This is a genomic window from Paenibacillus mesotrionivorans, from assembly GCF_046098205.1.
Taxonomy (GTDB): Bacteria; Bacillota; Bacilli; order Paenibacillales; family NBRC-103111; genus Paenibacillus_AR; species Paenibacillus_AR mesotrionivorans.
In genome coordinates this window covers 1-12,498 of record NZ_JBJURJ010000016.1, presented here as the reverse complement: position 1 = coordinate 12,498, position 12,498 = coordinate 1, and the positions used below count along the sequence as shown (strand labels likewise).

Below are 12,498 nucleotides of genomic sequence, written 5' to 3'. Positions count from 1 at the left end.
ATTTGCATGTCGTAGTCTCAAAGAAATTAAATTTTAGATAAAAGAGGGAAAGGGTAAGGCACGACCCTTCCCCTCCCTGGAATTCCTTCGTTTAATCCAACGCTATAATCGTAATAAATGCTTTCGAAGATGCTGTTCTTGCACCAAGAATATCTTGCGAGGTCTCCACTCCCGCTTGCGCCATTGCAAGCTGTATCGAATAGTTGCTTGCTGTAACGTACAAAATCGTAGAGTTTCGTACAGGTATAGTCGGCCCCAGAGGTGAACCATAATCAGCTGTGCCCCCTAATGCACCCGAAAAAGTTAATGTCCTGCTGATGGGAGCACCATTTCTGGTCAACACAAGGCCCGGCGCATTCGTATTTTCCGGAAACGTAATATTGGCTTGGAAATCCACGTAATAATGATGTCCTGGCGCCAAGTTAAATGTATTTCCACTGGACAGGGAAATTAAGTTGCCTACTGTTGTGACAGCCTCAACGAATCCTCCAATAGGGAAATTGTCTGAATCTGCGGCCGTGACAGCATTAGAATAATAAGAGCCAAAGCTTCGGGAAAATGTTCCCGTGGCTCCTGTTGCGCCGACACCAGTAATACCCGTGGCTCCTGTTACACCGATCCCAGTAACGCCCGTAGCTCCCGTTACGCCGACACCAGTAACACCCGTGGCTCCTGTTACGCCGACACCGGTAATACCCGTGGCTCCTGTTACGCCGACACCGGTAATACCCGTGGCTCCTGTTACGCCGACACCGGTAACACCCGTGGCTCCTGTTACGCCGACACCGGTAATACCCGTGGCTCCTGTTACGCCGACACCGGTAATACCCGTGGCTCCCGTTACCCCGATCCCGGTAACGCCCGTGGCTCCTGTTACGCCGACACCGGTAACGCCTGTTCCTCCTGTAACCCCTGTAACTCCCGTGTTTCCGGTTGCTCCTCTGCCTCCAACTGATCCGTTTACACCATCTGTTCCGTCTTGTCCGGTTGCTCCTGTAGGTCCTGTAGGTCCTGTTATCATATATTTATTCCCTCCCACTGATCATCGTTTTGCAACTTAACCTTCCAAAACAGTCGCTCTGAAGTTGTAATATCTCATTGTTCCTCCACCTGGACTAGAGTTGGTTATTACTTGGAGTTCATACACCCGGGTTGAATTTTCCCCAATTTCATCCACCCAATTAACCAATATAGTATTGTCTAGAACGGCACGTCCCCAGCCATAGCTTATCGTATCTGAATGAACCACTACATTATGATCCTTATCCACAATTTGATATCTAAAATCATAGTAGTCAGGTCCAGTAGTACTGCCTAAATCAGTATGAATACTGGCAAGAAACTCAAGAAAAACCTTTTGTCCTGCACGGACAGGGAGTCGCGGAAGCGTCTGTACCGGCCACCAAAAAAGCCTTATTGGCACAAAATTCGACGCTGAATTTAGGTTTCCTCCAAACCGCTGTGGGGAATAATTCGCTCCCTTTGGCCCCTTGCTACCGCTCCTAGGATTGGGTGCACCTGTGGGTCCTGTGACACCCTCGCCGCTTCCTGTTGGACCTGTTGGGCCCCTGAGACCGGTTTCCCCTGTTGCTCCAACGCTGCCAACTCCGGTTGGACCCGTGGCTCCTATCCCAGTAGCTCCGGTAGCTCCTGTCCATCCATGTCCGGTAGGACCTGTTGGACCTGTAGCTCCAGTTATAGCTATCCCGCTGCCGGTTAAACTGGTCGTACCGGTTGGACCTGTATCTCCAGTGGGACCTGTAGGACCCGTTGGGCCGGATACACCGGTACCCACTGTCCCATGATCGCCAGGGTCGCCCCCTTCACCTTTGGCGCCAGTGCCCCCAGTAGGGCCGGTTGGACCGGTTGGACCTGTAATACCATCACCGATTACCGAAGTTTCCGCCGGAAATCTTGCCCCAATTTGCGGTTTTCCCAGAAGAGCATTGTCCGTAATATTGTTGAAGGCTACCACTTGAGCCTTCAAATTGTAGACATGGGTGCCTGCTCCGATGCTGTCGACGACATCAATGACCTCGCTTAGTAATTGCTCTTCTCCGGCTGGCGCAATAAAGGTCATGGGGGACACCTGCTTCGCCACTAAAACATCACCACGCCAAAGCTCCCATTCGATATACAATGCTCCAGCTCCAGATGCCTGGGTGGACGCCTTCACGGGGACCCGGAAGCTGAGCAGTGCGCCGGGTTGATCATTATCCGTTACCAAGGTGACGGTCAGATGAACCTCTGGACCCGGTCTTCCCAGCACAAGAGGTGTAAACGACATAGCTCACCGCTCCTCCTACAAAATTCCTTATTCTCAGAGACTTTGAATATATTTAGCTATTATCAGTGTTCTAGATTGTATACAGTTAAACTAAATGCAGCTTGGGTAACAACAACATCAAAGCTAGTCACTGGGTTATTATTTTGTATTACATAATAGAAATTCAGATCAACACCATTATATTGATTGGTAATGTCCATACGAATAGGCAGCACAATTTCCAGCAAATCCTGCCCGACTAACCCGTAGAATACTTCGTTAATTTGCCTCTCACCAGCGAATACCTCATAACCCCCTCTAAACAGAGCAGGCCCGGTATAAGGTGAGTTTTGCGGTTTGATTTGTACTTGAATATAACCGTCCAGGGTCCCAGGAAACATCATAAAACGATAGGGGAAGGCGAATAAGTTGGTAACCCCCTCTTGTGCTGTCACTGGAGCCGGCAAAACTGAAGAATACACGACTTGTATCTGTGGAAGTGCCTCTCCGGCAAACCCTGTGGGGCCGGTGGCGCCGGTTGGCCCTGTTGGCCCAGTCGGCCCCGTTGCTGAGGTGGTTCCATATCCAATAGGACCCTGGAGTCCAGGAGCGCCAGTAGGGCCGGTGAGTCCATATCCTGTTGGACCCGTTGGACCTGGTATCCCAATACCTGTTGGACCCGTGTTTCCTGTTAATCCAATTCCACTAGCGCCTGTGGCACCTGTAGTGCCTGGCAGTCCATTTCCGTAACCGGTAGGGCCTATAGGACCCGTAAGACCTGTGAGACCGCCTGGACCTGTACCTCCCTTTCCACTACCACCCTGGCTGCCATCAGGACCTGTATCACCTGTAGGACCTGTAGGACCTGTAGGACCTGTGGGTCCTGTGGGCCCGATGGGGCCGGCAAGAACAATGGGGCCCGGGCCAGTCTGCAGTAGCGGGGTTCCTGCAAGTACCTCTGAAGCGAGATTCACCGTCTGTCGGATGGTAGCTTGAATCTGATAGGTATGAAGCCCTGCTTCAAGAGGGTGCACATATTTGACAATCGCGTCTGTCTGAACCTGCTCTCCGGCAACAGCCTGCCCCTCAAGAGCCACATTACGCAGCAGCAACGGAACTCCATTCCTGCTGATGACATATTCCATAAGCAGCCGGTATCTCCCCGAGGACTCGGTACGCAGCAGTAACGGGAGCACAAAGGTCACCTCTGCAAGAGGATATGTCACTTCCGCCAAGAGCGTAACTTCTTCCAGAACTGCGCTCGCGCCGCTGATGACGGGAAGGGATATATAGTTCGGCATCCTGCACAACTCCTTCGCATACAGCATTATCAAAACTCCAAGAATCTGTATTGTTAATTAATCTGCGCTGTAGATCACACTTGCAGTAAAGGACTGTTTCTGAGTATACACGCTGTGCGGAATCCCTGACGCCAGTCCAGACCTTGCCTGAATAATATATTCATGCGCGCCTTGAGCTGCTGCCAAATCTACATGATAAAGAGGTAACCAGAAGTTGATATCCATAGCGGAACTCGGATTAGACCGGACATCATGATAACGGAAGGATTGAATTTCTGATCCGTCACGCAGAATACGATAATCCACAGTAACATCCACAGGAACATTTTCACTAACTAAATAGAGGATTCCAAAACTGCCCTTCAGAATGACCGCAGGTTGAAGTGGTTGTTGCTCCGGAGGAGCAGGAACTACGATGTTGGAGATTCGCCCAATTTCTGTCCAATTCCCAGTAGATAGATCAAACTGAGTATAGCCTTGAACGTAGCCTCCGGGAAATCCCGGTCCTGGCCCGGTAAAGGCGGGTCCTGTCGGTCCTCTCCAGCCCCAATCCGTACCTGTTGGACCTGTAGGTCCTGTGATTCCGCCGGGTCCGGTATCACCCCTAGCTCCGGTTACCCCTGTGGCTCCTGTAGGACCTGGCAAACCAACACCGGTAGGACCTGTGATACCGTCACCGGTAGGACCTGTAGGACCGGTAGCCCCTTCGCCTGTTGGGCCTGTAGCACCTGTCGGACCTGGATCACCTCCGCTGAATACAAACGGTCCAGTAGGACCGGTAACGCCCTTGTTGCCTGTTGCTCCCGTTGCCCCAGTACCAACATCACCCCTTGGCCCCGTAGCCCCGGGAGGACCTTTAGGGCCATCATCCCCGTATGGCCCCGGAGGACCGGGAGGGCCTTCAGGCCCCACATCATCCGCTTCAGACGACAAGTGAAGTGATGTAGCCGGATATCCCGCCTCCGGATGCGACTGCACATTCTGATAAGCCAATACCCGTACCCGCAGCTCGTATTGATGTGTACCTACTGCTAATGCCTCCAGAACGTGGAAGTCAATCTCACCAGCGACCGTCTCGTTGGCGGCTCCGGTTCCGGTATAGGGGTCTGTAACAGTCTTTATTATCTGGCCGTTTTTCAATAGCTCAAGACCCAGCACAAGCAAGTAGCTGCCTGAATTCTGAAGTTTGAAGCGAATGGGAACGGTGAAATTAATTTGTGTGAGCGGCTGATTTTCCGCCTGCTCTACACTGGCACTAAAGCTGATTGCCGCCCCTGGGTTCCCCAATAGAATTGGAGTAAATAAAGGCATCCCACACAACTCCTCTTCCAAGTGAATTTCTAAGACAATTGCCCTCCGGCTTTGGCAATCTCCTACAATGATCAGACCGGCGCATCCCCCCTTTCGTTGGAAAATACTTAACTGCTTTCTGACAAAGTGTTTAGTTGTTTCCTCCCCAAGCCCCGGTCAAACTGCAACCGAATCCCGCTTTCCTGCACCAATGCTCCAGGCGGCAGGAGGAATTCCTCCAGTTGGGGATTCCAATCCGCAATCGCAGCTTTGCGCACCAGCCGGTTGCGTGTAACCGTCCAACCCGTTGAATCGTCAGTTTCCGGATTGGGCCAGCTTAACTGGAATGAAATTGCATCCATTTTCCTGCCGTCTTGTGCATCCAGCCATTGCCGCAACGCATCCAGCTCCTGCGAAGCCTCCGGGGTCAGACGATCCGCAGGATGAAGCCATAGAAAATATTCGCAGGATGCTGTTTCGCGGAGAACGATTCCCGGTTTAGCCCATTCGGAATTACTGTTGTTGTAAACAACAAGTTGATGAGCATACCGGCGGGCAACCGCTTTTTCCTCCCGCTGCAGACCGCAGTCCACAATCAACCATTCATCTGCATAAGCATCCCATTCTTTCAGCCATTGATCTAACCGGTCCGGCCCGTTTCCCCCTGGAATTAACATTGTCCCTATGGTCAACCGGGCGGCAATAACTACAGGATAGGGGTCGGCTATGGGTTGCATAGAATCTGGTAGAAAAGCGGACGAGCTGGAATCAACTAAACACGATATGCTATGTTCTGAAGCTCTTACCCGTTCCAACTCCTGCCTGGCTTCCGAAAAATGGGGAGATCGCTCTAGGGCTTTTACGTACATCTGGCTTGCTTTGTGCGGGGCTTTCAATTGGGCATAGCACAAACCAAGATAGTAGAAGGTGTAGAAGGAACCGGCGCCTTGCAGGGTCATATAATGGGGATGTACATCGCCCAACCGCAAACATTCCTCAAACGTAGGAAGTGCTAATTCTGCCTTACCCAACTGGAGCAAGATGCACCCTTTGTAAAAATGTAAGTCCACATAATCCGGATAAAGCAAAATCGCTTTATCAATGCCCGACCACGCGGCTTCAAATTGCTTTGCTTCAAGCAACGAGGCATATTTCAGCTTATAAAACAACGGTGGAGGTAGCATTCCCTGGGCAAGTGCCATGCGGATAGCCAAATTGAGCTGATCGATGGCAGTGTTGTAATCCTTCTTCCGGTAATACTCACTGGCCAAATGGTACATCAGCCAAGGATCGGGTTCGTGCATCTCGGCCAGCTTCTTTTGCAGGATGCTGAAATTTCGTGAGAATTTATGCTTTGTATCGGCAACTGCCTCCAAATAACCGTAATGAAGCACCGTAACAGGCAGAATCTCACACTGTTCCACCTCCTGTACCATATCCGTACGGGAATTGGATAATTGCTCATGAATGTCTCCTGTAAAGTAAAAACCCTTGCCATTTCGGAAGAGACGATGATGGACCATGCGGTATGCTTCGTCAGGGTGAGGATGTAAGGCCCCATTGAAATGGATCATTTCCACGGCCAGCAAATTACTCTTCTTATATTGGTGCAGCTCCAGCAAGTGACTTGCTTGTTGTACATCTACTTCTTCATCCGCATCCAACCACATGATCCATTCTCCAGTTGCATGCTCCAGACCGAAATTCCGGGCATCAGCGAAGCTTCCCGTCCACTCGAATGGCAGGATACGTCCCCCCAAGGACTGGACAATCCCTGCTGTTTGATCGTGGGAGCCCGTATCCACTACGATAATTTCTCCCGCATAAGGGCGGATGCTGGCAAGGCAGCGGCCAATCCATTGCTCCTCATCCTTTACAATCATACAGACGCTTAACTGGACCTTATTCAGAAGACGCTCCCTCCTCTCGTCCACGGCATCCATTTCATGTGGACTTGATGGACTTTGCAGACATAGCAGTCCGAGCCCATTTTTTGCACTATGAGCTATGTATATGCTTCCGCCCAGAAGTTAGAAACTTGTCATATAAAGAAGGACAGGAAAATATAACTCAGCCTGTCCCCTTATTTTCCAAGTCTGAATCCGGCACTTCTTCATACATACTATAAAAAGGCTTCCGAAGGAGGTAACCTATAGCATGTCTCCTATTGACATCTCATTAAGAAATCGGCTTTGTTATCTTGGAGTGAATGCCACAATATCCGATGACGGCTACTTCAATTATCCCGAAGAAGTTTGGATTGGTGATCACACCTCCATCGGAGATGGGTATTGGTTCAATGTGGCCACACCGGGGATAGGTCCCGTCCCCAAAATCTCCATTGGCGAAGGTACCCGATGCGACCGTGATGTATTAATGTCTGCCATCAACCGCATTGAAGTCGGTAAAAATGTGACAATAGGCCCGTATGTTTATATCTCCGATACGGATCACCAATTCCGGGAAATCGGCATTCCCATTGGGCTGCAAGGAACCACTACCCGGGACAATCAAGTGATAATTGGAGATAACACTACTATTGGCGCCCATGCAGTCATCGTTGGCAACGTGAATATAGGAAGAGATTGTATTGTGGCCCCTAATACAGTGGTGACCAAGGATATTCCTGATGGCTTCCGGGCAATGGGCGTTCCCTCCAGAGCTTCTCCCATCTGCTCATAATAAGGCGCCGCAAAGCTGTGTGTGATTAACAGCTTTGCGGCGCCTTTTATTCGACGGTTTTTTTTACAATTGGCTTCTGAAATAAGCGGTATCAGGTGACTTGATAGCGGTCTGCGGATCCACCTTATGCAAGCTTTTTGCGGTCAAATATCTGGCGCCATTCTCGAAGGAAACAGTAACGACGTCATATCCGGGATATAAGGATTTCTTCAACCCGGCCATTCTTCTTCGTGAGGAGGTGTCCAGAATATCTCCCGGCTCCAGCCATAACAGATAATCACCCGAGGCTAATTGATACATCATCTCAGGCTCCAACTGAGGTGAACCAGCACTTTTTAGAGCAACCACTTTATTTGCATATTTTCTGGCTATATCCACGGTTCCATCTGAGGAATTCATATCGACCACAATAATTTCCTCGACTGCTCCCTGGAATGAAGAAAGCGTGGCTTCCAATATCTCTTCACTGTTGGAAGTAATGAAACAAGCACTGATACGGACAGCGGGTGAATACAACAGTTCATGGACAGGAAGACCCCATTTTTGGAGAGACTTTTCGCGGTTAATCTGCAACAGGTTCCCTAAGCTTGCTGATTCTGACTGGCCCATGCTCGCATGGCCAATATGGTGGATAAATGATCCCCAAGCAATTAGCAGCTTGTAGCCGGCTCTCACTGCCCGCAGACACAAGTCGTCATCCTCATAATTCCCTAATCCATACCGTTCATCGAATACGCCAATGTCCTCAAGCAAGCTGCTCCTGGCCATCAGACAAAAACCGACAATTCTCCGTACCTCCTGCATATCTCCTTTATGCTTCTGCATGTGGGCCTTTGCGAAGGGCTCCATATCGCCAATATGCGTATAGGGTACGGGAATCTTCTGCTGGCCGCTAATGTAATTCGTAACAGGTCCCACAATTCCGACATCGTCATCACTGTATAAAGCCTCAACCATGGGTTCAAGCCAACCTGGGGGCAGAATGGTATCGTTATTCAGAAATAATATTTGATCCCCAGTAGCGACCTCCGTGCCTTGATTGCAGCCTTTGGCAAAACCTAGATTATACGGATTTTCAATGAGAATGATCCGGTCACCTAAATTTCTTAAATAATCAATTGTCCCGTCCTTTGATCCGTTATCCACCAGGATAAGCTCATAAGGTGTGGACGTATTCTTCCAGATGCTCTCCAAACATTGGATGGTAAGAGGAAGCTGGTTAAGCGTTAATATCACGATACTGGTTTTCATACGCTTTTCCCCTCAGCCGCTTGCACCAGGTCTTCATTGAAAGACACGAAGGATTCTCCCAGCTTGCCTTTGTAATAAGTGCGGTTATACAGCATACTGGGATGCGTCGGATAATACATCAATGCCATTTCATTGTGATAATTCGCTTTGGTAAACAAACCCAGCTTGTCGTAGCACAGGCATAATTGCAAATGAGGCACCCAATTCGTCGAGGTCATATCCTGAAGCCCCATGGTTTCACGCTTCGGCAGCTCAATGGCAGTTTTGAACCAATAAATCGCTTGATTAATTTCATTGGTGCTCAGGAAATAATAGCCCATCTGGCAGCAAAATTCCGAGCGCGGCATGTCATAACGCAATGTCTCACACAGGGCTTGGATGCGCGCTTTTGTATTGCCCAGCTTTTCATAACAGGCAGCAAGCTTCAAGCATGCTTGAAAATTATCCTCTATCCAGCCCTGCTCTGTATCGAGAAAGCGTCTGTAATATTTCACCGATTCCTCATATCTTGCATGCTCTCTTAACTCATTGGCAAAATAATATAGGTCCCGCGGCGAAAAATCTTCCCCCTTCTTCTCCCGGTTCAGGTAAATCTGCAGGTTACGGTCTGTGTACTCCTTGTCTTTCTTATGGGTGATGCATACGTCACTTGCCAACGTATTGCCGCCTGCAGCCAGATACTCATGCACCGGACCAATCCATTGGAAGTTGCAATCCCTTCTTACCAAACGGTTGCGCCGCAAGCTGCTAATGACTTTTCCCTCGGAGTCAAAAGCCAGGTTGTACGCCATGCTGACTGACTGATAGTCCGGAGATAACGTGGCCTTAAGCTGTTTGAAGAGCTCTCTGTCCTTCTCTTCTATCGTATCATCGGCATCCAGCCACAGAATGTATTCGCTGGTTGCTTTGCTGAAGGAATAGTTCCGGGCAGCTCCAAAATCCTGGATCCATTCAAAATCGTAGATTTTTGCTCCATACGATTCTGCAACTTCTTTGGTGTTGTCTGTAGAACCCGTATCCACGATAATAATTTCATCAGCAATATCCTTCACTCCGTCCAAGCAACGGCCCAGACTTTTTTCTTCGTTGCGAACAATCATACAGAGACTTATTGTAATCATGTTTCTCCTCCCATTTTCAAACCAATTAAGAATTCATGGATTTTTAATCCCATAACACTGCCAGTATATGACTCTCCCCGTTTATAGAGACCCTGCGCAACTCATTCCATTCCAAATTCAGCTTAACCGCCAACAACGAAAAGCCGTTCTAGGCTCTGCTCTGGCAGGCACCAGCTAGTACAGGAACCTCTTAATCCATTCTGGAGTATATCCCTGTTGTATAGCGACTCATTAACCCTCCCTTCCAAAACGGACCGAGTGGATTTGATGGCCTAACCGGACGTTAATTTTACTGTATGCACACGCCTTTGGGTTTAGAAACGGAAATCTGCAGGATGACGAGTGAACTTAGTCGGGAGTGCTTAGTGAGGAGGGTGCTGTAAGTATGGGGGATAACGGGGGAATATAATGGTTAGTATTCATGTATATATTACAGATGCAATCCGCGGCCACTATCCAGCAGAACAGCTTGTCTGTCTTGGATTGTGTGGAACAGCTTTGGTCCGTAAGCGCCAATGAAAGGAGAAGTGTTTCATGTCTCTTCCGAACATACCGAACATAACACCCATCATAACATTGACACGACAAGAGTCGATTACATTGTTGTTATCATCCATTGCTCTTGAAGAAATCGCTCTTTCTCATATTTTGAATGCGGAAGGCGAAAAAATTCAGCGCCTACTTCAGAACGAGGCGGTCACTTTGGACGATATGCTTCATATTAACCGCAGTGTGGAACGAACACTTAGAAACATCATCAAAAACCAAATGCTTCTGCAGATGAAGCTTGAGGATGTTTTGGATCTGGAGCATAGGACATCCAGAGATGAAGATGAAGAAGAAGATGAAGACGACGATGATCCCAATTGTCATAAATCAGAAGAGCCGTATGACGAATAGCCACTTTCCTGATGCAATAGATTCCATGATCTTAATGGAGCAGGCATTTCCGCGTTTATGGGAAGGGTTGTATATCCTACTGCCGGATCCTCAAACGGCTTACTCCTACGCTGTTTATGATAATCCGGACAAATTAGCGGCTCTGCTCAATGAGTGGTGCCTTACATGCCATTCCTTATTTTATTTACGGGGAAGCCTGATCTTCAACCAATCGCGTCTAAATACAATTCAGCTTTTTTGCAGTCAATTCGAAGAAATAAATACGAAATTATCTGTTCTGCATGACATCATTAAACAAACGAACGCCTCAGGTATAGATCATATTGCCCGCACTCTCGCAAAACTAGCGGAACTCACCATTATTGTATACAGGGACGAAAATCAATGGCTGGGAGAGTATCTGCTGCCCGTTTTCAGTAATTTCATCAATTACAGTATTATAAAGCTTGAAGGTATTGCCCTCACTAAACTTTGGTGGTCAACACTTCTCCGTTTTGCTCCATATGAAAATTCAGTGCTTACCCAAGAAGTTATGCCAAAATCCGAACAATCCAAAAAGCTGCACAGCTATCTTTTTATGCTCATTATGGAAATCAGCAAGTGGGATCAATCCTCAAGCAGAGACTCCCAGATCATACAAGTTATTGAGGAATTTAATACCTTCCTTCATCGGTTTACCGGAGACATCCATAAAGAGCCGGTTATCATTCATTGGAAAAACCCAACACCCAGCCCGGGTAAACCCTGGATTAACGTTAAGAATAAGGTTAGTCCTCCAAAACATAATTGAGCGACCATGGTTACGCAGGCAAGTAATCTTATTGGTTTCCAACATTGCGCCTAAGGTTATCGCGAACACGCGGTGCCAATTGGCGTTTTTTTATTTTGTTTCATCATGCAATCATCTATCTCTTGCATAATACCTCCAACTTCTTAGAGATACTATGCATCTCCGCAGCGAGGGCATGCAGGGTCAAAAGAATCGCTTGGGAATCTACTTCCTTCTCCATTTTTGTTGATATGTCTTTCTCTTGTGTTATTTTTCCACCTGACCCATTTTCTTCTGATGCCTCTTTCTTTCTATTAAAGCCCTCCTGCTCCAACTGATGCCTGATGCTTTTTAACCGATATTTTTCGTTTCTCAATTCACTAATCCGTTTGAGGACTTCGACTGTCTCAAATTGATAATAATCTAAATCTCCCTTTCGGATAGAAGGAACACAATCTGAAAAATACTCCAGCCACCGCTTAACTGTTGTAGGCGGAAGCTTACTTAAAATAATAATTTCGATTTGACTGTATAATCGGTTACAGGTTGAATTCATATGTATATTGCCTCCAATGCTAGGCGTTTATTATAACGTATTCACCGAATACGGTTTAAATGAGTAAAATTACCCATCAAAATAATGGCAAACTTTTATCTCCCTCCTCTAACAGGAGAAGACCGCCGCGCACATGCTGAATGACAAAAAAGACTCCAGCATAAAAGCTGAAGTCTTTTTTGTCTAATGAGTAGTGCGGTCGAGAGGACTCGAACCTCCACGGAGTATTAGTCCACTGGAACCTGAATCCAGCGCGTCTGCCAATTCCGCCACGACCGCATATGTATGGTGGGCGCTGAGGGGATCGAACCCCCGACCCTCTGCTTGTAAGGCAGATGCTCTCCCGGCTGAGCTAAGCGCCC

At 48.2% G+C, this 12,498-nt stretch carries 11 protein-coding genes and 2 tRNA genes; 3 read left to right on the top strand and 10 right to left on the bottom strand.

Annotated features, from left to right (window positions below; translation table 11 throughout):
* Positions 1 to 91 precede the first annotated feature (91 nt).
* The 5 genes from ACI1P1_RS22050 to ACI1P1_RS22030 form a co-directional block, all read right to left on the bottom strand.
* Positions 92 to 1,021: a collagen-like protein gene (locus tag ACI1P1_RS22050; RefSeq protein WP_416218609.1), complete on the bottom strand. Its 930-nt coding sequence runs from the start codon at positions 1,019 to 1,021 to the stop codon at positions 92 to 94.
* 36 nt (positions 1,022 to 1,057) lie between these two features.
* On the bottom strand, positions 1,058 to 2,287 hold the full coding sequence (locus ACI1P1_RS22045) for a collagen-like triple helix repeat-containing protein (protein WP_416218608.1): 1,230 nt from the start codon (positions 2,285 to 2,287) through the stop codon (positions 1,058 to 1,060).
* A gap of 62 nt (positions 2,288 to 2,349) precedes the next feature.
* Positions 2,350 to 3,567 carry a collagen-like triple helix repeat-containing protein gene (locus tag ACI1P1_RS22040; RefSeq protein ID WP_416218607.1) on the bottom strand — a complete coding sequence of 406 codons (1,218 nt, stop codon included), beginning with the start codon at positions 3,565 to 3,567 and terminating at the stop codon, positions 2,350 to 2,352.
* A gap of 57 nt (positions 3,568 to 3,624) precedes the next feature.
* The gene (locus ACI1P1_RS22035; protein WP_416218606.1) at positions 3,625 to 4,878 is read right to left on the bottom strand and encodes a collagen-like domain-containing protein; all 1,254 of its coding nucleotides are present in this window, start codon (positions 4,876 to 4,878) and stop codon (positions 3,625 to 3,627) included.
* A 107-nt stretch (positions 4,879 to 4,985) separates the two neighbouring features.
* Positions 4,986 to 6,740 (bottom strand): glycosyltransferase, encoded by a 1,755-nt coding sequence (locus ACI1P1_RS22030; protein WP_416218605.1) that lies wholly within the window; start codon positions 6,738 to 6,740, stop codon positions 4,986 to 4,988.
* A 274-nt stretch (positions 6,741 to 7,014) separates the two neighbouring features.
* Here ACI1P1_RS22030 and ACI1P1_RS22025 point away from each other — a divergent pair, with 274 nt between their 5' ends.
* Positions 7,015 to 7,539, top strand: coding sequence for an acyltransferase (locus tag ACI1P1_RS22025; RefSeq protein WP_416218604.1), 525 nt, complete (start codon positions 7,015 to 7,017; stop codon positions 7,537 to 7,539).
* Between the two features lie 63 nt (positions 7,540 to 7,602).
* Here ACI1P1_RS22025 and ACI1P1_RS22020 read toward each other — a convergent pair whose 3' ends face one another.
* Positions 7,603 to 8,790 carry a glycosyltransferase family 2 protein gene (locus ACI1P1_RS22020; protein WP_416218603.1) on the bottom strand — a complete coding sequence of 396 codons (1,188 nt, stop codon included), beginning with the start codon at positions 8,788 to 8,790 and terminating at the stop codon, positions 7,603 to 7,605.
* Positions 8,787 to 9,911, bottom strand: a complete 1,125-nt coding sequence (locus tag ACI1P1_RS22015) for a glycosyltransferase (protein WP_416218602.1) — start codon at positions 9,909 to 9,911, stop codon at positions 8,787 to 8,789. The genes ACI1P1_RS22020 and ACI1P1_RS22015 overlap by 4 nt, the downstream gene beginning before the upstream one ends.
* Positions 9,912 to 10,445: 534 nt before the next feature.
* Here ACI1P1_RS22015 and ACI1P1_RS22010 point away from each other — a divergent pair.
* Positions 10,446 to 10,811: a hypothetical protein gene (locus ACI1P1_RS22010; RefSeq protein ID WP_416218601.1), complete on the top strand. Its 366-nt coding sequence runs from the start codon at positions 10,446 to 10,448 to the stop codon at positions 10,809 to 10,811.
* Positions 10,738 to 11,601 carry a hypothetical protein gene (locus ACI1P1_RS22005; protein ID WP_416218600.1) on the top strand — a complete coding sequence of 288 codons (864 nt, stop codon included), beginning with the start codon at positions 10,738 to 10,740 and terminating at the stop codon, positions 11,599 to 11,601. Before ACI1P1_RS22010 ends, ACI1P1_RS22005 begins: the two co-directional genes overlap by 74 nt.
* Before the next feature lie 115 nt (positions 11,602 to 11,716).
* Here the strand turns inward: ACI1P1_RS22005 and ACI1P1_RS22000 are convergent, their stop codons facing one another.
* From ACI1P1_RS22000 to ACI1P1_RS21990, 3 genes are all read right to left on the bottom strand, one after another.
* Positions 11,717 to 12,136 carry a MerR family transcriptional regulator gene (locus ACI1P1_RS22000; RefSeq protein ID WP_416218599.1) on the bottom strand — a complete coding sequence of 140 codons (420 nt, stop codon included), beginning with the start codon at positions 12,134 to 12,136 and terminating at the stop codon, positions 11,717 to 11,719.
* A 194-nt stretch (positions 12,137 to 12,330) separates the two neighbouring features.
* A tRNA-Leu gene (locus ACI1P1_RS21995) sits at positions 12,331 to 12,415 on the bottom strand.
* Between the two features lie 7 nt (positions 12,416 to 12,422).
* Positions 12,423 to 12,498: transfer RNA gene (locus tag ACI1P1_RS21990), tRNA-Val, on the bottom strand.